The organism is Butyrivibrio fibrisolvens (assembly GCF_037113525.1).
Lineage (GTDB): Bacteria > Bacillota > Clostridia > Lachnospirales > Lachnospiraceae > Butyrivibrio > Butyrivibrio fibrisolvens.
Map to the genome: position 1 here is coordinate 146,610 of NZ_CP146964.1, position 23,261 is coordinate 169,870.

Here is a 23,261-nt window from a genome sequence, read left to right on the forward strand (position 1 = left end):
CCTAAATAAGCGCTATAATGTATATGTTTTCGCAACTTTGAATCAGAAATCCGCATTTACTGCGGATTTCGTAAGAAAATGAATCGGTAGGTAAATAGGCCTAACACCGAAGGTGTTCTCAATTGGCCTATTTACATGACTTTTGGAACGAAGTGACAAAAAGTCATGAGCAAATTACGTGGCGAGGTCAAGAACAAAATGAAAACCCAAAGACAGATGTCAGAATCAATGCTGCTTGCAGTAATTCTTGCTATTGCAGGCGGCTTTATGGATGCATATTCATATATATGCAGAGGCGGTGTATTTGCTAATGCCGAAACAGGCAATATAGTACTGATGGCTATTAACCTTTCAAACCTTCATATTACCAAAGCTCTGCAGTACCTTATACCTATAACAGCCTTTGCGCTTGGAGTTGTAGTATCTGAAGTTATAAGACTTAAGAATAACGAACAGGGTATGTTCCATTGGAGGCAGATTTCTTTACTGATTGAAATAATAGCGCTTGTTATCTCTGCATTCATGCCCCAGAGCATGAATCTGATAGTTAACTCACTTATTTCTTTTACCTGCGGAACGCAAGTTGCGACCTTCGCCAAGTTCCATGGATACGCTATGGCAACAACTATGTGTACGGGTAATCTGCGAAGTGGAACCCAGAGCCTGTCTCAGTATTTCATTCACAAAGACAGGAAGATGCTGAGTAAAGCCTTAATGTATTATGGCTGCATCGCATTTTTTATAGTCGGAGCTATCATTGGAAAATATACTTCCGATATATATCAGGAAAAAGCAATTCTTGCCGCTTCCGTTTTACTGTTTGCTGCGTTTATAATGATGTTTGTAGATAGAACGAGTTTGAATAAATTCAAACTCTGAGAAGTGGTATCGCGAGTTCTACCACTTCCAAATATTAGTTTCATATGATATGAGGTTTACCAATGAACGAATTAGAACAATATATAAAGATGATGATAGAAGCTGACGTGACAAAGATCATAATCAGCAATCCAACTCGTAGCTCCAATGAGTTTAAAAAGCTTGTAGTGGAGCAAAATAAAGACAAATACCAGATCTCCAAATATACACAGACTCAGGTATTCCATGAAAATCTGAGCAAAGCTGATATTGCCGGCAGATGCTTCGAGCTTACAGAAGGTCTTTTCAAGCAGCTTAACGGTATGTCAGATTCGGAAGAGCATATCATCCTTATATCAAAAAAAGGAAAAGCTACCTATAAAGTTAAGAAAAAGGCTAATGATCAGGTAGTTCTGAATAAAAAAGCTCCATCAGGAAAAAAGAACTATATCCTTGAAGAAGGCATGAAGATCCCACCACTTGTTGATATGGGTGTATTCACCCAGGATGGAAGCGTTGTTAAGTCCAAGTATGATAAATACAAACAGATCAACAGATTCATCGAGATACTCGATGATGAGATTTCATCAGGCAATATAACAAAACTCAATGTTATAGACTTTGGATGCGGCAAGTCATATCTTACTTTTGTTGTTTACTACTATCTCACACATATCAAGAACATTGATGTCAACATGATAGGCCTTGATCTTAAAGAAGCTGTTATCAAGAACTGCAACGAAGCTGCAAAGAAGTATGGATATGATAAACTCCACTTTGAACTTGGCGATATCAATGGTTATAAGACTCCATTTGATGTAGACATGGTCATAACGCTCCATGCCTGCGATACAGCAACAGATTTTGCTCTCTATAACGCAGTTAAGTGGAATGCAAAGATGATCTTCTCAGTTCCATGCTGCCAACATGAACTTAACAAGCAGATTAAGCCTGAGAATCTCAGTCTTATGTCAAGATACGGCATTATAAAAGAAAGATTCTCAGCCCTTGCAACAGATGCGATAAGAGCTAATATTCTTGAGTGTCAGGGATATAAGACTCAGATTCTTGAATTCGTAGACCTTGATCATACGCCTAAGAATTTGCTGATTAGAGCCATCAAAAGACCTGTTACCCCAAAAGCCAAAGTCGTAACTGCAAAAAAAGAGATAGATGGCATGATAGCAGAGTTCGGTTTTGAACCAACATTATATAAACTTCTTATGTAATATCTCTATGCTTTGTCTGTAACAAAACAAATAATACTTTTGATTCGAGAAATATTTTAATAAATATAGTAACGATAGTGCTGACTATAATTATTGCTATCGTATATAATAAAATTATAAATAAAGTGACATTGTCTCTTCGAAGCAAAACGAAGTCATGACTATAGGCCCATATACAAAGGGGCCGGAATTGGAGGCTATAATGAAAAAAACTAACGAACAAGACGACGAAAAGAAAAAAGCTCGTAGAAATAGAAAAAGACTTTGTATAGGTATAGCTTGTTCTCTTGCAATCGGCTTTGCAATTGGTCTTAACTGGGACAAGCTTGAGCCTGAAGTAAAAAAGATATCATCTAAGGCATTTAGTAAAGGAAAGGCTTGTTCAGCCAAAGCTTTAGATAAAGGAAAGAAAATTCTCGAAGAAAAGAAGGTTGCTGATAAAGTCGATAATCTTAAAGATTATGCAGACAAGCTCCTCGTATTATCAGAAGCATATACTGACAAAGCTAAAGACATATTGAAGCAGATAAAGGACATGTGATACATGTCCTTTATTTGTGTATAAAATATTGATCTTATTTCTACATTTATGTTAGTGTTACCTAAAAGAAAAGCTCTGCTACCTGAATTCAAGTAGCAGAGCTTTTATATTTATACTCTTATAGATCAGTTTGTAACTGCTTTAAAAAGGCATCCGAATGCAACTGCTATAAGAACTATCGGAATGATGAGTATGGTACCGATTCCGAGTATCAATCCTATCAGGATAAATGGGAAGCAAACTACTGCAATAAGTACGCCAATGAGTTTAAGAAGTCCCCAAGTTGCTTTAAAAGCTATCTTTATAAATCCAAAGAGAATTGAAAGTATGAATAATACTAATAATGTTGTCATCATAAATAGCTCCCTTCCGCCTTACGGCTATGTTTTTTCTTCTTATGAAACCATATTATCGCATAGATACTCGAAAATAAACAGTAGAATCTGCAAGTTAACAGAGGGTAATTTGCTATCATAACAGTCTTTCGAATTATATTTATCGTTATACAGATTACCTGTGAATTCTTTTGCGCTATAGCTTACATTCATTTTTTTTGCAATATTGATCGCATTTAGGTTTTAATCAATTTTTTATAGGTTATAAGGCTTCAAAAACCTTGTTTTGTTGTTCTATATGTGATAGAACATTAGTAACAGATAAAATATCCGGCATTGTCGAAAGGAGGGCGATGCTATATGGCAAAAAAAGATTATTATGAAGTTCTGGGCGTTAGCAAAAGCGCTACAGATAAAGAAATAAAGGCAGCTTACAGGAAACTTGCCAAGAAATATCATCCGGACACTGCTGGAGCAGATGACAGTTCGAAGAAGAAATTTGAGGAAATAAGTGAGGCTTATTCTGTCCTTAGCGACCCTGAGAAGAAGAAATTGTACGATACTTACGGGTTTGACGGTCTTGAAAATGGCGGACCTTATACTGATACTCATAGCCAAGGTTTCTCTGGTTCTGATGGGCATACGAGATATTATACGCATTTTTCTGGTGATCCCGGGAATATGGACGATATATTCGGGGATATCTTTGGAAACATGTTTGGCGGCGGACGCGCGGCGCATAGAGGGCATTTCCATTTTGACAGCGATGCTTTTAACAGTAATGATTTTGATGGTAATGATTTTAACGGTTATAGATTTAATGGCAATGACTATAACGATTATGGCTTTAATGGCAGTAATTTTAATAGTGGCTCATATTATACAGGCGATTCTCCTTTTAGAGCGCAGGATACCGCCCCTCTTGATATCCATTCCGATATAGATGTATCTTTTGACGATGCAGTATTTGGAGCCGAAAGAAGGTTAACCCTCAAGGAAGAAGGCGGAAAGACTGTAAATTTGCAGGTTCACATCCCTGCAGGAATTGAAAATGGTAAGAGCATACGCTTAAAAGGCAAAGGGAACCGTATGGGCGATAGATACGGTGACCTGTACCTAAAGGTACATATCATTCCCAAAGAAGGCTTTGAAAGAAAAGGCGCTGATATTTACACAGTAGCAAGAGTGCCCTTCACTACTGCTGTGTTTGGCGGAGAAATAAAAGTTGATACCGTTTATGGACAAGTTATGTGCCAGGTACCCGCTGGAATGCAGTCAGGTGGTAAGATAAGGCTTAAGAACAAAGGTGTCCCTGTTATGGGTCATAAAGATAAAAATGGAGACCATTACGTCACGATTGAAGTAATAGTCCCCAGAAATCTTTCAAAACAGGCTTGCCAGAAGCTAAAAGAATTCGAAAAGCTGGCAGGATAAGATTAGATAACTCAAACTTCGCACTTATAAAACTACTTAATAACTTGAATATTCCTGAGACTAGCCATTAATAAATGATTTTCTTGTCTTTGAAAATCATATTAAATTCAAGAGCTTGATAGATGGAGGTTTATATTCCTGTTTAGGGTCCGCATGTCTGAGCGGAGCGAGTTCCCGACATAGAAGTTCATCCATGAACTTCTGAACATGTCGTAACTACGTCCTGTAGTTTCGGACCCTGGGAATAGAAATCTCCATCTATCATGCCTTGAATTTTATATAATTTTCATGACAAGAAAATCATTTATTAACGGCCAGCCTCAGGAATAGGCGAAAACTTAATTATTTTACAAGTGCGAAGTTCTTGAAAATCTGAATTTAGCCATAAAACATATTGAAATCATAGCATTCCATTAACTTCATCAATTACGTCAAGAAGGCCTGCATCTATATATTCATCAATGATCTTGTTCCATACGTCTTCTACGGGTTCTTCACTAAGCATGACGTCCTTGAAGATATCTTTAACCTTTATAGAGAAGCCGTTTCCAGATTCATATAAAGCCTTAGTACATTCGTAGCTATAAGGCGGTATTTCAAGGGTTCGTGCCTTTTCCACTCTCTCTTTATCCATTTGAACATAGCTGTCTGGCACAAGGTTAGGGAAGCCTGTGCCATCATTATTGCCATAATTCCAGCAGACAAGAGATGCAAACATTTCAAGGCTGTGATACTTGTCAGATGGCTTATCATACAGGATCGTAACCTGGCCATTATCGTCCATACTATAAGTATCATCTACTATGCCAAAATTACTAAGAAGTGTTCCTTCTTCGGACAAAAGATAGTCGTATAAAGCAAGTATCCTGTCCATCTTTTCATCTGATACTTTCGAACTGATATAAGTTTCGCTCCAGGCATAATCCCAGGCGGTGTAGTAAGTGTTACCATCTATCGAAGGAAGAAGGTCCAGATATTTGACGTCTTCAAAAAAATCATGACCGTGCATTTCTTTCCAGTACTGGCCGATATTTTCATATGTCTTGGTATTGCTTATGCCGCCATCAATGCATATGGCAGCACTTTTGCCGCTCAGAAATTTTTCCTCTGCCTGAGAAGTAGTTGTAAAAAGGATGTCCTCTTCTATCGTGCCCTCTTCATACATGTCTCTGACAAGGTTCCAGGTCGGCAGGGCGTCTTCACCAAGGCTTTCTCCTGCAAATATAGCAGGAACATATTTCTCTCCATTTGAAACCCAGTAAAAAGATGAATCGCCTACAGCCGCAAGAGGCATACTATAAGTAAACAAAGGTGCGATCAGCATTGAATAATCCTTGGAGGTCATACCTTTTATATCTGTATTTTCACTATCTGTCTTAATGATAGCCTGGATCATATCCCTGAATTCATCCCAGTTTTCAGGCTCTTTGGTAATTCCGGCAGCTTTAGCAAGATCCCATCTGTAAAGGATAGTCCTGTCCTTAACTGTCTCTGCCTGCTCTGAGTATGTCTGCCTGAAGATACAATAGGTCTTTCCATTTATCTGGCAGGTCTCCGTCTCAGGAGAATCCATGTATCTGCTTAAATTCTCATATTTTGAAAGGTCGCTTGGGATCTCATGTAATAATCCCTGTTCAGCCCATTCACCCATGGTATTGGATGTACGATATGCTCCTACAAATATATCAGGAAGCGTATTGTTTTCAGCCCAAAGCTCTATTTTTGAATAATAGTCATCCCAGGTTATGTTTTCAGGAACTATAGTAATATTAAACTTTTCTTCGATTTTCTTTAGTACTTCATCGCTATCTTTTCCTTCAAGGGCTTTATCTATCTGCCAGTAGGCGATAGAGATATCGAGATGCTCATCATATGTGGTAGTTTCACTGCCTTTTTCAATAACAGGTGTATTTTTACCACATCCCGATATAAGCATGTTTATAGCTATGCTTATAGATACAAGAACTGATATTTTTCTTTTACCGCTGCTGGATTTAAACAAGATAGACATATGAATATGCTCCCCCAGATCCCCTTTTTGTTCATATGCTTGATTTAAGATCTTTTTTATACGTTAGATAAAAAACTCTTTTACCAAGACTTGAAATACCGTAAACGAGATTTCATATGAACGATATTAAAAGTATACCACATAATCAAATAAAAACGCAGAAAAGCGCCTTTTAGTCCAAAAAGGAAAGCGACTATTAAGGCCGCTTTCCCTTAGGACAATTATTTATAAACTACAAAACCAATGAACAACTAATAAAAGAATCATATATCAATAATATGAGGTAGGTGTCAAAAGTTCCTTTTGTATATATATTATTCTCCTGATTCTTCTTCGCCTTCCTCATCTGTCTTCAGATATTCCTGCATATCTGCATCGTAGTCGTGGTTTTCAAGATCTGCTATAGCAGAATCGATCTGTGACTGATAAGTATCAAGTGCTGTCTGAGGTGAAGATGTTCCGCTTGTGATCTCTTCGATCATTGTGTTGATGACGCCGTTGAGCTCTGAGAAGCCGTTAATGGAATTGATCTTAGCGATCTTGTTGTTATAGATGTAAGATACGTTCTCAACTGTCTCGCTGTCATCTGCCCAGCTTTCAAGCTGATCTTCCATAAGGTCATCCCACTCTTCGTTAGTATCAGCTATATCTGTGATGAGATCATAGATAAGTGCTACTGTTTCAGGATCTTCGATTCCGTTAAGCATGAAGCGGCAGCCGTTTTCCTTACCATAGCAGGACCAGTCATCTGCAGAATCTCCCTTAGGGAATGGTACCCAGCCCCAGTCATCTTCCATCTCATTAAGATATGCATATGAGATCCAGAACTCTTCAAGACACATCATGGACTTGCCGTCTCTGAAATCTCCGATAAGTGAATCCCAGCTGTCTACTGACCAGTCAATCTGTCTGTAATCAACTGTAGTTGTGAAATCCTGCATTGCTGTAAGGGCTTCTACAACCTTCTCATCAGAAAGATCAATAGTGATACCTGAATCTGTCTTTTCTGCAACCTGAGCTCCGTTAGAATACAGATAGCACCAGCCAAGGTTTTCTCTTGCATTGAAGCCGTAGATATCAATTGTTCCGTCATTGTCAGAGTCGATATTACCCTGAAGGGCTACTTCTTTGAATTTACTCCATGTCCATTCATCACTGTTAGCAAGTTCATACAGATCCGGAAGGCCGTTCTGCTCGAACAGTGTCTTATTCCAGAAGATACCGTATCTGATCTCAGGATCCTTGAGAAGGAATGTGTAGTTCTTTCCCTTATATTTTCCTGCTTCTACAACATCAGATCTCCATTTATAGTCATCAAAATCAATTACGCCAAGGTCACTTACAGGATAAGCGATTCCACCTTCTATAAGGGAAGGAAGAACAGTTGTTGTAACAGCATATCCGATATCACAAACAGGGTCGCCTGCAAGAACGCTGGTAACATATGCATTAACGTAATCTCCGCCAAGATCTACGAACTCGATCTTACAGTTATAGTTCTCTTCTACGTATGCGATTCTCTCTGAAAGAGCAGCTTCGATCGCATTTTTCTCAGGGTCTGGAGTCATATCATAGTAAGATCCGATTCTTACTACTCTTCCGCCAAAGTCGTATTCAGGCTCCTGAACCTCTTCCTCGGTTGCGGCCTGACCAGCATCAGTCTCCCCTGTATCTACTGTCTGATCCGCAGCATCAGTAGATGAAGCCTGGGTTGTGTCAGTGTTCTGTGCATCTGTTGAGCTACATCCGGCTGCACTGATAACCATCACAGCACTTGTAAGAACTGACATTGCACGCAGTAAAGCACTTCTCTTTTTCATAGTTTTCTCTCCTTTTTATATAGTTTGATTATTAAGCTACATATTCTTCATAGCTTTTTCTTTCCATTCTTACTACATACTTACTTTCTTACTACATACTTACTTTCCATCCTTAATACGTACTTCCTTTACATTTTTAAATCATTCCAGCCTTGACTATTCCCAGAGGACTTTCATCATCCAACGATACCTGAACGCTCGATTCCTTCTACAAAGCTCTTTTGACAGAACAGATATAAGAGAATGAGCGGTATTATAGAAAGAATCGTACCTGTATTGTTCATCATGGATACAAATCCGGGACTGATGAAGTTCATTGAACCGCCGAAGCCTTCATACTCTTTGTATACATTTACTGCAAGTGATCCAAGCGCTGAAGAGATCACTTTTGTATTGTTAAGATACAGTGATGTATAGAAGGAATCCGTCCACTGCCATACAAATCCAAAGAGGAATACTGTAACCATCATAGGTACAGCACTTGGGAGCATTATCTGTATAAAGGTCCTTAGCTTACCACAGCCGTCTACAAATGCTGCCTCTTCAAGCTCTCTTGGCATTCCCTTAAAGAACTGCCTCAGCATGTATATGTACAGTCCATTTCTGATACCCATGCAGGTAAATGCCTGTATGAAGAAAGGCCAGTAGGAATCTATCAGATTCACAGTTCCGCCTGTTGTCAGCTTGAAGATTCCAAAGATATCAAAGAATCTGTATCTTATGAAAAGAGGAAGCATAACAACCTGAGGCGGTACGATCAATGTAAGGATCACGCATCCAAACAGGAGCTTTTTGAATGGAAATCTGAATCTGGCAAATCCATATGCTGTCAGAAGGCAGGCAAAGAGCTGGATGAAAGATATAAGCGCTGATAAAATTATGGTTCTTATAAGCACTGTCCAGTAATCCATTCCGCTTATAGCCAGCCTGTAATTATTCAGGGTGAAGTGCTTGGCTATATATTTGACGCTGGAATCATACAGGTCTTTTTCATTCATAAAAGAGATGCTTATCTTTGCAAAAAGAGGCTGCAGGATTATAAAACATATCCCGACAATAACTGTTCCTCTGACTATGCGAAGCAGAAACTTTCCAAGCTTTTGCGCACGGATTTTTAGCATATCGCTACTTGGCTGCTCTACTCTCTTTATCTTTTTGGGGGATTCTAATATTAATGCCTCATCTCTCATCGTAGTAGAATACCTTTCTTGAAATATACAAGCCTACAACCAGCAGTATTACTGAAATGCATATAAAATATATCCATGCCATTGCGCTTCCAAGGCCGTACTTAACATCTGAGAAGATAGTACTTTTAATCTTGCTCATAACTTCGTTGGTCTCGTTGGTGAATGTATCAATTATTGTGTAGACACTGTTGACCAGGATAATAGGGCTTATCATAGGGAAAGTAATCTTCCAGAAGCTCTCCCAGGCTGTAGCTCCTTCAATGCTTGACGCCTCATACAAGGACGGTGATATTGACTGAAGAGCTGCAAGGAAAATAAGTATCTGAACGCCTGAAGCTATGATAATGTCGTATATCCCGTCAATTGCTGATGTCAGGTAATTGATTATGTTGACCGGAAGATCTGTGTAATTTATGAGAAGATACGATACATTTAGCATTGCCTGGGTATCTTCTGCGCTCTGGCCTGTCTCACTTAAGGTCCTTACAAGTAGATCTGAGTTTTCAAGTCCCAGGATAACTCCCGATGTAAGTATTACCGGGAAGAAAAAGATGCTTCTTGCAATTGCTCTTCCCTTGAACTCCTGATTAAGAAGATTAGCGGAAAAGAAACTGAATATAATAACAAGCGGTACTTTTAAGACCATGTCCCCTATTGACCTAAGGAGCATCTGATTAAACTCAGGGTCTATAGTAAGAAGCCTTATATAATGCTCAAAACCGTTCTTGAGAGCAGGAGTCAGAGCGTAGCCGCTGCTTGTTACTTCCATGTTGCTGAGACTGAATTTGACAGATTCAACGATAAAAGGAAGGAAGCTTCCAAAAAAGCCAACAAGGAAAGGTATTATAAAAAGTAGTCCAGCTAAAGCTTCTTTTCCTACAAGGGTGAGCTTTATATGCCCATCTATTTTCTTGAAATATCCCATCTGCTATTCCTCTTTTTCTCAGTCTTTTCTGATAAAACTTCTTGCTTCTACAGTTACTCCGTCGACTGTTATGGCGCTATCCGAATAATTGACGTATATCCTTGTTCCGTTATCATAAGTTACTTTTACAAGATCTTCTGAAAGGAGCTCGTGACTTACGATACTTACATCTGTAAGGCCTTGCAGTACCTCATTTACTCTTGCATAGTCGCTTACGGCTTTTTCTTTCCAGGAAGAATACTGAACGCTGTACAGGTCATCATAGTCAGTTTCCTTAAGAAGTGAATTGTCCTTATAGATCCACAGATAATGAAGACCTGCGCCGCACTCTACTGACTTAAGTAAGCTGGTCTCATAATCATCTGACATGTTCAGAGCTTCGCCGCTATAGGAAAGGCTTCCGTGGATGACCATTTGATAAAAAGGTATCTCCCTGTCAAGGATCCTGTACCTGTTTGAATATAATGGAACGTTGATCATCTGGTTTAAATAGGGGAAAGCATATGCATTTGCATTATCACCCATTATTGCTATTCCACCGGAAACCGCCTCATTAAAGCTCGACTCATAAAGCGATATCGCTGCTTCTCTGTCTGTGTAACGTTCCTCAAGATAGTCTGAATATAGTCTGTAGGTGGCATAGGTGAAATCCACACCTGTGATCTCATATTTACTTATTCCATTAATTAGTTTCTTTGTGTAATCCATGGCAAAATACGGGCTGATAAGATCCGCTTCTTTGCCTGTAGAACTGCTTCCAGACAGAGAATATTCTTTACTGTAAACAACAGTGTGATCGAAGTATCCCGGTGCATTACTAAGGGTTGAATATCCGTCAGTAAGCTTATTCTTGTATACGTTTTGTATATCTAGTGTCATGTACGTATTAACACCAAGATCTTTTTCTGCCTGTAAAAAAGAGTTAAGACTAAGTCCCTGAGAAAGCTTACCTACAGGATTAACCTCGTAATTTGCATATCCTTTTAGTCCGTCATTCATCCAGCCGGAATAGATAAGAGTCTGATCGGATACACCTTCATTTTTAAGCTCATCAGTTATGATCTTTGCTTCCTCATAGGTTGTGAGAGCTTCTATTGCTCTGTATCTTACTCCCAGGATGGTCTTGTACTTATCTATCGCTCCGATAAGCTCGGTATAAAGAGGTATGTCTCCGGTTTCAATAGCAGTTTCCTTAAGCTTTCCGCCTGCTATGAGATAATCTCTGTAAAGGCCTGCCATGTGGCTGTAATCGGCCTTTTCATCACTTAAGAACTTGAACCTGACTTTATATGTATCCGAAAAGTCTTTGTTTCCATACAATTGGTAACTATTGGCTCCGACTACGTTGGTTAATGATGCTTCGCCGTATGAAAGATAATCAAAGCTGCAATATATGTTGTTATATGATGTTGTCTTTCCGGATACGCCTGCATTTATAGTGCCGTAGCCATCACCGTTTTCTATGATCGCAAGGAAAGCCTGATTTTCAGTCTTTAATCCGTACACAGGGAGCTTGATCCCGTAAGTATCATCTGTTTCTGACTTTTTGGTGCTAAGAAGCTGCTGTGACAGGTCCTGTCCATATATTCTTGAGCTGTATCCTGACAGGTCACTTTTTCCATTATTAAGATCGATAAGAGCGCCGCATCCGTCAGGAACAAACATATATCCGGTATCATCTAACCCCGCTGCACCAAAGTATGGCAAGAGGTCAATACTTACAAGATAGTAGCCATCTTCGTTATAGGTTACCTCCATAGGATCTACGGATACTGTAAGGCTGTCATTATCAAGGCGGTACTCAACTCCTATAGTGAACCAGGGCTTATTATTGGTATCTTCCGATGTTTCAAGCTCTGAATCTATTTCATAATCACTTTGTGTATATCCTGCATCCTGAAAATACTGGGCAAGGTCTTCTTTGATATAATCCTTTACACCGTCTCTTAATCTGTAATAGTTGCCATCAGCGCCTTCTTCCAGTACATAGTTTCTTCTAACCTTTTTGGCTGTTTTATCATCCATAAGGCTTACAAACTGCTCGAAGCGCTCTTCCGAGATCGCCATTGGTAAAAGTAGCTCTTTTTCCATATCTCCAAGGGTATAGCTAACCTTATATCCGTCATCAAGCATTTCAATCTCAAACTGTCCGTGGGATACGCAGTCATTGTAGCTGTCCATGGTTGAGACCTGTACATCTTCGTTGAAATACCTGATCTGGAGCTGATTTTTCATTATCCTCTGATAGTAGGGGGATGCGATCTGGTCATTTTCTGTATCCTGAGGATTTGAAAACCACAAATGCCCTGTTTCATTGTCCTTAACAGCGAATGTTACATCCTCTTCGTTCAGATACAAGGTGAGATAGTCATTTTCACACACCTTATTCATGCCCTTTGGAGCATCCTTGTCAGAAGGTCCTCCTATCGCGCTTGCATCAATGGGATTAAGCAGACCGACCACTACCATATTTGATATAAGTAAAGCTGCCAGTATTCTTTTGGTTTTAGCTTTAATTGTGTATTCCGGCTTCTTCATCTAAACCTAAGCTCCTTATAAATCGTTGCTACAAAAGTGATCATTCTTCCTATGACATTGAAGAAAAGAAGTCCTATAAACATGATTATTCCCATGCCAACGACTGTTATGATGCAGGTTACAATGGTCTTTTTGACCGTGTACTGGTGGGTGATCATGGTCCCAAGGAAAAGAAGGAGGAGCGCCCACATAACACTTACGGTCTTAAATACCATATAAAAGCTTCCTTCATTACTTGTGATAAAGTGACTTACTGCCACAAGGGGAAGTCTTATAAGTACTATTGGAGCCATGGAATATCCTACAGCTATGAGGATATCTATCATCCTTCCCTTTCCTTCCATTAGCGATGTCGTACACCAGTTAGCCGTGCACCACAGCACATATACAAGGACTATGGTAAAGATATCTACTACTATGTTGAGTTCTGAAAGCCTGTTCATGTTGTAAAGAAAGCCTGTGCCCTGTTTTTCTATGGACAGGGTGATGATCGTCAGAATCACTATGGTAATAGCGGCCCCAAGGCTTCCTCTTTTCTCAAATTTGAGATCCCAGAACCCGTCAAAGGGGTGAAAGATCACGTGAAATAAATACTTTAATGATTTTCCATATAGCATTTGACTTTACCTACCCATTTTTTGTATGCAAAAAATCCTTTGATACAGATTGCTGTTACTATAACAATGATGATGATAAGCATTCCTCTGGCAAAAAACTTTTCCATCATCTCTTTTCTGTAGTAGTAAAGCGCTTTGGAATAGTATTTCCTGTTATTACCAAGCTTGAAGTACTCCATGGCAGCTTTATAATCTTCTGCATCCATGCTGGCTTTACCAAGTCCGATGTAGGCAAGCTCATTGTTGGAGTTATATGTAGCCACTTCATTCCAGAGTCTTGTAGCTTCTTCAGAGTTACCGATGCTATTGTTCCTGATGGCTCCAAGAAGAAGTTCTCCATAGTCTGTGATATCAAACTCCATCACGTTTCCAAGGACGTTGTCCAAAACGAATATCTTCTTTTCATCCTCAGAAAGAGCTATTGCTACAGGCTTTTGGAAATTGCCTTCCTTGATGCCTATCTGTCCGAATACGAAGAGATTATTGCCGTCGTAGTCGTAAGCAAATATCTTGCCATCGTTGTTATCCAAGACGAAATAACAGCCATCATCATTAACTGCCACATCGCAGAAGGAAGACCATCCATTCTGGTAACCATCGAGATCGCCGATTATCTTGTTGTTACTAAGGCGCCTGAGTACATCTACTCCGGTTGGATTAAGCCTTCTTATGGCGTCAGCTCCTGATGCAAGATCTTCGCCGCTTAGATTGTTGATCGTTGCATAGATGAAGTTCTCTTTATCAACGCATATGTTGCTGTACTCAGTAGGAACGATGGTTGCCATTCTCTCCTGCTGTTGTTTTGTGGAAAAATAGTTCTTCCAGATATAGGTAAACATGCTTACAGATACTTCTGTTGCACCCATAAATCCCTGGAATTCGCCGTTTTTATCGAATTCTATAAGACCCATGTTGATTCCGTAAGCAATAACATAGATCCTGCCTGCATGATCTACAACAACTTTGATTGGTGTATACTGCTGGGAATCAGTTATAAGTGTGGTGACAGGTCTTCCTATCTCTCTTACGAAAGCTCCTTTTTCATCAAGCTCAACCAGTCTGGAGTTGCCGCTGTCTGCAATGTATATGTGGTCTTCATCTGTCACGAATACTCCCTGTGGCTCTTTGAAGGTATCTGAGCTGTCACTGGCGCATGTATACTCATTCAATACATTTCCGTCAAAATCTGTGACCAGTATTCTTGAATTACCGGTATCTGCGATATATAACTTCTCACCTTTAAGGAACATATCCTTTGGGAAATTCAGGGTTGTATCAGAGTTCTTATCTCCTGCTCCGAGAAAAGATTTTTTATATAAAAAGGTGTGGGGCTGGGCTACAGCTTCTCCCCAGAAGTTATAGTTGTAGGATTCATATGGAGCATTGGCACTTGCACTTATAAAACTTGCTATCCATATGCCTGTAGTCACTATGAAAAGCGCCAGTATTGAGATGAGAGGTTTTGGTTTTAACAACATAAAACTCCTTTATTCCTTGATTCCTGAAGATGCCATTGTCTCGATGATATTGCTCTGGCTTGCTATGAAGATTGCAATAGGAACGATCATCATTATTACTGCTACAGCTGCTGTTGCTCCTGATCTTGCTATACCTGCAGCTGATATCTGGCTGAGGGCATAGGGCAGGGTTTTAAGCTCTTCACTGAAAATGTAGTTAGATCCCTGAAGGTTCCAAAGATCCTGGAAACAAAAGATTATAAGGGTAAGCCATGCAGGTTTAACCTGCGGCATCGCTATTTTCCAAAAGACTTTGAATTCGGAAGCTCCGTCTATTCTTGCGGCTTCAAGAAGTGAATCCGGAAGCTGCTCCATAAACTGCTTCATAAGGAATAGTCCCAATGGTTTTGCTATTGCAGGAACTATAAGTGATGCGTAGGAATCCAGCCATCCTATCTTGGACATTATGAGGTAGTTGGGTATGGCTGTTACCTGGGTTGAAAACATAAGGGCTGTAACTATGATCCAGAAGATCACCTTCTGTCCTGGGAACTTATACTTGGCAAGGGCATATGCACAAAGACTTGCTATTATAAGATGCCCGAAGGTTCCTACCAATGTTATAAAAACTGTGTTAAAGGTATATCTTGCAAATGGAACCCATGATCCGCTCATAAGGACAAATACATCATGGAAATTGTCCAGTGTAGGATTTCTTACGAAAAATCTTGGAGGGAATATGAACAGCTCTTCCAAAGGCTTTAAAGAATTGCTGATCGCAAGTACAAGTGGCAGCGCCATGAATGATCCAAGTATTACAAGAAGCGCTATGCTGAAAACATCTCCCACCAGTGAATGGCTCTGTTTTGCTCTTTTTTTGTGTTTAAAAGGATTAAATGCCATTTATTTACCGACCTTCCTTAATAAAACCTGTACAAGTTTATTGCATAAGATCATTACCATGAACAAAAGAGTAGCTATTGCTGAAGCGTATCCCATCTCAAATCTGACGGTACCATAGTCGATAAGATGTGATACAACAGTGTGCGCCGCGTAGTTAACACTTGGGAACCCTGCAAGGGCTGCCAGCTGGTCATGTATTGCAAATGAGCTTGTGATCGTCATTACCGCGCCGAACATGAGCTGTTCTTTCATCGCCGGAAGTGTTATATACCAAAGCTCCTGGAATCTGTTCCTTATACCATCCATGTAGCCTGCTTCATACAAGGTCCTGTCTACGTTCTGAAGACCTGCTATGAATGATAGGAAGCCTGTTCCCATACTCATCCAGAGGATTACGATTATGAGGATCGGCATTATGTATTTCTCATCTTCAAACCAGAGTATTGGCGAATAGGTTATACCAAGTTTCATGAGCCATGCATTGGCCATTCCGTAGGTATCACTGGAAAAGATATATCTCCAGACGATAAATGCCTGACCTGAAATAGTCGGAGCATAGAATACAAGCGTCATGAAAGCTCTTATGACAGGCTTTTTGATATCATTGATCATCCATGCTATGAACAGGGCCATGAAATAGCCTATAGGACCTGTTATGGTTGCAAACAGGAAGGTATTTTTAACCGCCTTTAGGAATATCTCATCTGCAAAGAACAGGTCTATATAGTTCTTCCAACCGATAAATCTGGGACTTTCAAGTACATTGAAGTATGTAAAGCTAAGTCCCATGGACGTGCATACCGGAATCAGGTAGAATGCCAGAAAGAGGATGCAATACGGTCCTATAAACAGATATGCGGTTTTACTTTTTTTCATGCTCTTTAGGAGCAGTTTTAGCCTTATTTTCAGATATTTTAGTATCATCTCAACCTCATGTTACGACTGTAAGGAGTAAAATCAGAGATCTACTCCCTCGCCCTTAGCGGCAGTCCGAATTCCTGTCTCTTTGCATCTATCTCTGAATTGATGGTCTTTACAATATCCTGAAGTGTTTCCCTTGGATCTTCATTGTTGTTATAAACTGTGTAGAAAGCGTTCTTGATATTTCTTTCTGTATAGTAGCTTCCGGGGATCTCAGGAATAGCCTTGACTTCCTGCATCTGCATCATAAGCTGTGCATAGTCCTTTGAAGACCATGGAAGATTTGAAAGAGCTTCAAGGTTTGCAGTTGCTACTCTTCCTGATACACCAAGGACTGATTCGATCTCATTGCCGTATTCTGACTGAGTCTCGCTGCTCATCCACCACTTAAGGAATTCCCATGCTTCTTCTTTCTGATCACTTGTTTCCATGATTATGGACGCGGTCTCCCAGGATGAAACGCTTCTGTCGAGCCTTGTTGATGTTACATTGCCGTCTGAATCATAGGTACTTACTTCATAACCAGGAACAACTGTGAATCCCCAAAGTCCTCTTATCTCAGGTGCAAATACTGACAGATAGTTATAATTGGTATAGTCTCCTATTGCCAGCGGCATCTCACCAGTTCTGAATCTGTTGGCAAAATCGAAGGTTACCGGCATTCCATAATTTACATAGTTGCCTGACCACTGCTTGAAGGCATCTACAGCTTCCTCAGAATTTAATCCACTTGCTGTTCCATCTTCTGTGTAGTAGCTTCCCTGATGCTGGTACAGGAACATTGCAAATGTGGTGTAATCAGGGAATATTCCAACGTTCATGTTATTTTTCTGGATTACGGAAAGTACCTCGTAGAACTCATCCCAGGTATTTGGAATGGAAAGCCCAAGTTCTTTTAATATGTCTGCCCTGTAGAACATTACATGGAAAGACATGGTCTGAGGAAGGGCGTATACACCGCCTTCAAAGGTGAACTGCTCAAAGGCACACTCGTGAAACCATTCCTTAACCTCTTCAAAATCCTCAAACTGGGTCAGATCAGCTACCGCATTTCGTAGTGCATAGTTAATTGGCTCCTTACCTGCAACGCCAAGTGCGACATCAGGGCCTCTTCCTGCAAGAGTTGCAGATAACAGGACATCTTTGTTAACAAGTTTGATGTTTACTGGGATCTGAGTGTCAGGAACGAAGTAGTTATCAGCAAGCTGCTTGATGATAGTAGCCTGGTCTCGTCCGCCTCCTGTCATGCTTGTTACATTCGAGCCATCTGCAAGGATCCATACTTCCAGGCTGTCTTCGCCGTATACTTCGCCAATGCTGTCATAATCTTCCACGAAGCTTGCCATGAACTTTCTGAATTCATGGAAGAGCTTTTGGAAAAATCCTGCTTCGGCCTTAGGAAGGGCCACTTCTTTGCTGCAAAGAAGTAGATAATCTACCTCCAGTGGCTGCTCCTTCATAGATAATTCCCATGAACCAAGGGATACGATGTTGTCCTTAAATGCTGACCACTGCTTTGCTATGGTTCTTGGATCATTTATCATTTTTTCAAGCTGGTTCTGAAGATTATCTATTGTGGCAAAAGAACTGCTTGAAAGTCCGCTGGTATATGAAGTCAGAAGTTCTCTGATCTCTTTTATCTCTTCATACTGATCAGCAAGTATCTGCAATGCTTCAGGGGCCTTTTGCTCCAGCTGATAATCTCTCATGGTATCTGCAGATGAACCTATTATCATAAGGAGCTGTCTGTAGCATCTGTTAAGCTCTCCTATGCAGCTGTCAGTCCTTCTTATGATCTCTGATAATTCATTTCCAAGAGTAATCTCCAGCTTTATCTCATGCTTTCCTTTTTCAAGGTAGAACATGTAGGGGTTATCTGTATCAGCATTGGCCATGGGAGAAAGTCTTTTGAGCTGCCAGTCATTGTTGTATAAGAACTTCAGTTCTGCAGCTTCCTTAAATGGAACTTCTCCGTCAATAGAAAGGCTTCTTATTACTGTTACACCTGTGTTGATATTCTGCCTGTATCTAAATGCCAGGGTATAATAGCCATTTTCTGGTACGTCAATTTCCCAGCTAATCCACTGACCGACCTTCTTCCAGTTATTTCCGCCTATTTCATTGAGCCTTGTTTTACTAGGGCTATAGGGTTCTGATAAAGGAGAGGTCCTGTCTGATATGGGATATAAGGTGGAATCAGACTTGTATACTGCATCTTCTCCTTGTACCTTGATCATGACATCGGCGCCAGCATTATTATCGTTTCCATTAATACTTAGATAATCAGTATACGAAGGAATTACCGGTGCCTGCTTCAAAGTTACCTTCCCGATCTTCATCGGTTCTTTGGTTGATTCAAAAGTCAGAGTATTGGTTCCCTTTTTAAAGTAGAAATAAAAGGGGTCTTCATAATAACCGTCGCTGTCTTTGATATAGCTTTGAAGCCATGTATAACACTCTGCCTGCTTAGGTCTTACATCGTTATCTCTGGAGTCTCTTTCTATATCTTCTGCATCTGACCAGATTCTTGATAATTCGATGTAGCCGGCGTTTTCAAAAGGAATCTCTCCATTTACATAGATGATCCTCTCTATTGTGTTGTTTTTTCCTTTGGTCGGGTAATAATCTAAAAGAATGTTGTAAAAGCCTTCGCTTTGAACCTCGAATTCATAAGTGACGTTTCCTTCTTCCAAAGTACAAAGGCCGTCATCTTCTAAATAGAAGCCATCATCTGCTTCAAGGAAGTTTTTTCCGTCTATGACAACTTCTTCATCAGGATATGCGGCACCATTTTGAAGATGGTCTTTTATATAGGATTCGTAATCTATTGTTTCATGAATAGTACTAAGAAGATCATCACTGCTTCCTACTGATACATTTTCATTATCATCCGCTCTGGCTGTGATCCCGGATAGCGATAAGATAACGCTTGTTGTCAATAATGAAGCGATTATTCTTTTACTATTATTAGTTGCCATCGGCTAATCCTCTTTCCTGGTAAGCGATCTTCATGCTGTTATCATCCATAAATCTGATATCCAAAAACAGATATGAGGACTCTGAGAGTTTCTTGCTATTCCATCTGTCGCCAAGGTATATGTACCTTTCAGCTCCTGTATCGTCTATGCATGCATTAAATACGCATGTGCTCTGGGATTCAAAGGTTGTGTGATTAAAGTCGAAGATACAGGGATCTCCCATGTTCTTCCACTCTCCCATCACTGAATCTGCCATGTAATATCTGGCCTGATTGGGCGCCCATCCTGTGCAACCGGATGTGATTAGGTAATATTTATCTTTTCTTTTAAATAAAGCCGGCGCTTCTCTTTGTGCCCCCGGGAACAGTCTTATAAAATCTGTTCCGTATACTGCATCCTTTGGTTCTGTCGCAAGATATGTATACTCATCGTTTAGTTTTGATATATATAGTGTGAGGTTTTCTTCACTTGAATAGATGATGTATGCCGTGTCATCGTCATCTATAAAGAGATTCATGTCCCTTGCCATTCCCCTGCTTTTTGGGAAAAAAACTTCCTGGTCATCAGGACATACGTTAAGTCTGTATCTGTCGATGAACTTTAAGGGTCCAAATGGGGAACTGCTTACTGCAACGCCTGCTGATGCAGCTGCATATGAAGAATTGCTCTCTTTTGTAGGTCCGTCTGCATGGAACCACAGAACGTACATGCCTGTTTTCCGGTTATATATGAGCTTTGGCCTTTCTATGATGGCAGTTGTTGAATTTATGCATTCATAGATATGATCCAGCTCTTCTGCATTTTTTCCTTCATAGAGTTTTGTAAAATAGGGATCGGTATCAAGAGCTTCTCTTGATGTAATATTCCTCATTATGATGCCTTCATATTTCCAGTTAAGAAGATCATCTGAGCTATAGGCTCTAATACCGCCATGGGCGCCGTTTGTTTTATCTTCTCCAACCCAGATCCATTTAGTAACAGTACTCCCAGCCTCTTCATCAAAAAAAGACATCCTCTGGATCTGACCACCATGGGCCTGAATGTGACGTCCATCTGTATCTAAATATGTTTTGCCATTTGGAATATCTTTATAGAACATAAACTTGATCCCCCAGTGATATTATAGAACTCCCCTTTACAGCAATATTCTACAAAAAGGGTCACGTGTTTAGTATGCAATATCTTTGAATGATGCTTGTATATTTATGGGTTATTTTTAGACGGGGATTTCTTTAGAAATGGAATCTGAATGTATTTTTTTACGTTTTATAAAATATATACATTCCCATTATTGATAATATGGAATATTTGCAGATTTTGATTAATATTTTTCATAGCATTTTGCTTTTTTTATTTATAATATTTATATATCACTTTCTTTTTTATTGTTGGGATAGATACTACAACAATAAAAGTTTTCAGAAACATCATATGTATCATGTTTCTGTTTATGATCAAGATCATGCGGGGAATGACTAATGGGGAGTAAAGCAGGTAACTCTACTGCTAAGCAGGGGATTCTATATAAGTTCAAGCGTCAGCCGATTCAAAAGCAGTTCACCGTTATCACCGGTGCTTTTTTGGTTATAATTCTTGTTCTTTCTATACTACTTTTTGCCTCCATCAAAAAAATATTCCTTCAGAATCAGCAAAACTATGCAGATATGTATGCAAGCAGGTTTAGTAACGAGCTTGATAATGTCAGCTTTCAGCTTGAAGTACTTGGCAATGACTTTCAGAACTCTGCCATATGCAAGGAGCTCCTTTCCAAAGACAGATATTCTGAGTTTTCAAGCGATCTTATAGATGAGATAAATAATAAGGTTGCATCTGTCAAAAGCCTTAACTCGAATATTGCTGATATTGCCTTTGTTAATGATACTCTTCACATGTCTGCTATCTTTTCTGAAGAAGACCTTAGGCTTTTATATGAAAGCTCTCTTTCCGATCAGAGCATCACAAGCGCTATGGGGCTTCATAAAAGCAGCATCAGAGCTCTTTCATCAAAAACATACTATATCTATTGTTATAAGATATATCAAAAAGGTAATATCATCGGATGCGTCTTTATTTCTCTGGATATTGATAACCTGATAATCGATGATAAGGGAAATACTGGTACGTCCTCTGATTCACTGGAATCCAAGGCATCATCTTTTTTCCTTATGGACACTAATGGGAATGCCTATCCACTGGACAATAACTCCGAGCTGTTTACTGATGTTGTACTTGATTTCTGCCAGAATTACATTTCAGACCCCGCGCATGAAGATAATGATGGTAATGTAAGCGAGAGCTATACCTACTCTGACAGTAACTATGTTATCAGTCTTAATTATTCTGAAAAGTCGGGTTGTTACATCATAAGTAGCGTTTATATCGCTGCGATCAATAATTACCTTATCTTTGCGTGGAGACAGATAATAATTATTCTTATAGCAATTCTACTGTTTACCTTACTTTTGGTATATGTGTTTTATAAAAACATGGTGCAGCCCATCAATAAATTCAGCGGTATTATCTCCAAAATGACGCAGGATAGCCAAAGGCATCTTCCGGAGCCTATTGTTGTGGATGGATGCGCTGAAGTTCAGGATCTTACAGATTCTTTTTCCACACTATTTGCAGCTATTGATGAGCTTAATAAGAAGATATTTGATACTACGACCAAGTTGTACGAAGAAAAGATACGCGGTCAGGCGACTGAGATATCCTACTTTAGAAGCCAGATAAACCCGCATTTTCTATATAACGTTCTTGAACAGATCAAGTCTCTGGCTCTGTCCAACAATGTTCCGGAGATTGCTTCCATCGCGGTTGCCATGGGCAAGATGTATAAGTACAATGCCAAGGGCGATCCTATAGTTCCTTTCAGGAACGAGCTTGAAATGACTAAAGCCTATATTGATATCCAGAAATACAGGTTCAAGGACAAGTTCGATATCATATACAATATTCCGGACGAGGCGCTGGATATACCGGTCATCAAGATAATCCTCCAACCGATCATTGAAAATGCGATACAGCATGGCATAGAACCTGCGCTTCACAATTGCATGCTCTATATTGGCTGCAATGTTTCGAAAGATCTTTTCACAATAGAAATAAGGGATGACGGGGTTGGCATAGACAAGGAAAGGTTGCGGGAGATCAAGGAGGTTCTTGATACGCCGCATTACGAAGCCAATACATATGTTGGTATCTACAATACCAATGCAAGGCTGATGCTCCAGTATGGGCCTTCATATGGTATTACGATAGACAGTCAGGAAAATGATGGTACAGTTGTAACGATCAAGATGCCTAAGCAGTAAGGCAAATCATTCATGTTCGCATTAATCATTGTCAAAATTTTATGACGTAAGGGTCAAAAGTCATTTCGATTCGAGCTTGCTCGAAATCGAATATGAATTTATGACCCGCAAAACATGAGCAAAGTAGCACGTAGTGCGGATTTGCGAATGTTTTAGGATTGTGAGAGTTTCGAAGAAACGGAACAATCCG

At 39.8% G+C, this 23,261-nt stretch carries 17 protein-coding genes; 5 read left to right on the plus strand and 12 right to left on the minus strand.

The window, feature by feature from the left end; all coding sequences use genetic code 11:
• Positions 1 to 198 precede the first annotated feature (198 nt).
• The 3 genes from WAA20_RS20475 (at position 199) to WAA20_RS20485 (ending at position 2,628) form a co-directional block, all read left to right on the plus strand.
• Positions 199 to 879 (plus strand): YoaK family protein, encoded by a 681-nt coding sequence (locus WAA20_RS20475; protein ID WP_073386927.1) that lies wholly within the window; start codon positions 199 to 201, stop codon positions 877 to 879.
• Between the two features lie 62 nt (positions 880 to 941).
• The gene (locus WAA20_RS20480; protein ID WP_073386925.1) at positions 942 to 2,087 is read left to right on the plus strand and encodes an SAM-dependent methyltransferase; all 1,146 of its coding nucleotides are present in this window, start codon (positions 942 to 944) and stop codon (positions 2,085 to 2,087) included.
• Positions 2,088 to 2,289: 202 nt separating this feature from the next.
• Positions 2,290 to 2,628, plus strand: a complete 339-nt coding sequence (locus WAA20_RS20485; protein ID WP_073386924.1) for a hypothetical protein — start codon at positions 2,290 to 2,292, stop codon at positions 2,626 to 2,628.
• Positions 2,629 to 2,753: 125 nt separating this feature from the next.
• On the opposite strand, the gene WAA20_RS20490 is transcribed toward WAA20_RS20485, so the two are convergent.
• The gene (locus WAA20_RS20490) at positions 2,754 to 2,984 is read right to left on the minus strand and encodes a hypothetical protein (protein WP_073386922.1); all 231 of its coding nucleotides are present in this window, start codon (positions 2,982 to 2,984) and stop codon (positions 2,754 to 2,756) included.
• A 339-nt stretch (positions 2,985 to 3,323) separates the two neighbouring features.
• Here WAA20_RS20490 and WAA20_RS20495 point away from each other — a divergent pair, with 339 nt between their 5' ends.
• Entirely contained in the window at positions 3,324 to 4,397 is a 1,074-nt protein-coding gene (locus WAA20_RS20495) for a DnaJ C-terminal domain-containing protein (protein WP_073386920.1), read from the plus strand.
• A 400-nt stretch (positions 4,398 to 4,797) separates the two neighbouring features.
• Here WAA20_RS20495 and WAA20_RS20500 read toward each other — a convergent pair whose 3' ends face one another.
• The 11 genes from WAA20_RS20500 to WAA20_RS20550 form a co-directional block, all read right to left on the minus strand.
• Positions 4,798 to 6,408 carry an extracellular solute-binding protein gene (locus WAA20_RS20500; protein ID WP_073386919.1) on the minus strand — a complete coding sequence of 537 codons (1,611 nt, stop codon included), beginning with the start codon at positions 6,406 to 6,408 and terminating at the stop codon, positions 4,798 to 4,800.
• 314 nt (positions 6,409 to 6,722) lie between these two features.
• On the minus strand, positions 6,723 to 8,228 hold the full coding sequence (locus WAA20_RS20505; RefSeq protein WP_073386918.1) for an extracellular solute-binding protein: 1,506 nt from the start codon (positions 8,226 to 8,228) through the stop codon (positions 6,723 to 6,725).
• Positions 8,229 to 8,404: 176 nt separating this feature from the next.
• Entirely contained in the window at positions 8,405 to 9,349 is a 945-nt protein-coding gene (locus WAA20_RS20510; RefSeq protein ID WP_139263696.1) for a carbohydrate ABC transporter permease, read from the minus strand.
• A 58-nt stretch (positions 9,350 to 9,407) separates the two neighbouring features.
• Positions 9,408 to 10,343, minus strand: a complete 936-nt coding sequence (locus tag WAA20_RS20515; RefSeq protein ID WP_073386915.1) for a carbohydrate ABC transporter permease — start codon at positions 10,341 to 10,343, stop codon at positions 9,408 to 9,410.
• A gap of 18 nt (positions 10,344 to 10,361) precedes the next feature.
• Positions 10,362 to 12,881, minus strand: coding sequence for a DUF5696 domain-containing protein (locus WAA20_RS20520; protein ID WP_073386913.1), 2,520 nt, complete (start codon positions 12,879 to 12,881; stop codon positions 10,362 to 10,364).
• Positions 12,878 to 13,498: a YIP1 family protein gene (locus tag WAA20_RS20525; protein WP_073386912.1), complete on the minus strand. Its 621-nt coding sequence runs from the start codon at positions 13,496 to 13,498 to the stop codon at positions 12,878 to 12,880. Before WAA20_RS20525 ends, WAA20_RS20520 begins: the two co-directional genes overlap by 4 nt.
• Positions 13,477 to 14,973 (minus strand): NHL repeat-containing protein, encoded by a 1,497-nt coding sequence (locus WAA20_RS20530; RefSeq protein WP_167562697.1) that lies wholly within the window; start codon positions 14,971 to 14,973, stop codon positions 13,477 to 13,479. Before WAA20_RS20530 ends, WAA20_RS20525 begins: the two co-directional genes overlap by 22 nt.
• A gap of 12 nt (positions 14,974 to 14,985) precedes the next feature.
• A complete protein-coding gene (locus WAA20_RS20535) occupies positions 14,986 to 15,858 on the minus strand; it encodes a carbohydrate ABC transporter permease (protein WP_073386909.1) in 873 nt (290 codons plus the stop codon).
• Entirely contained in the window at positions 15,859 to 16,734 is an 876-nt protein-coding gene (locus WAA20_RS20540) for a sugar ABC transporter permease (RefSeq protein ID WP_207649284.1), read from the minus strand.
• Between the two features lie 89 nt (positions 16,735 to 16,823).
• Entirely contained in the window at positions 16,824 to 19,757 is a 2,934-nt protein-coding gene (locus WAA20_RS20545; protein WP_073386906.1) for an extracellular solute-binding protein, read from the minus strand.
• A complete protein-coding gene (locus WAA20_RS20550; RefSeq protein ID WP_073386905.1) occupies positions 19,747 to 20,856 on the minus strand; it encodes a glycoside hydrolase family 43 protein in 1,110 nt (369 codons plus the stop codon). The genes WAA20_RS20545 and WAA20_RS20550 overlap by 11 nt, the downstream gene beginning before the upstream one ends.
• Before the next feature lie 379 nt (positions 20,857 to 21,235).
• On the opposite strand from WAA20_RS20550, the gene WAA20_RS20555 reads away from it, so the two are divergent.
• Complete coding sequence (locus tag WAA20_RS20555; RefSeq protein WP_073386903.1) at positions 21,236 to 23,071, plus strand: histidine kinase; 1,836 nt, start codon at positions 21,236 to 21,238, stop codon at positions 23,069 to 23,071.
• The last annotated feature ends 190 nt before the right edge of the window (positions 23,072 to 23,261 follow it).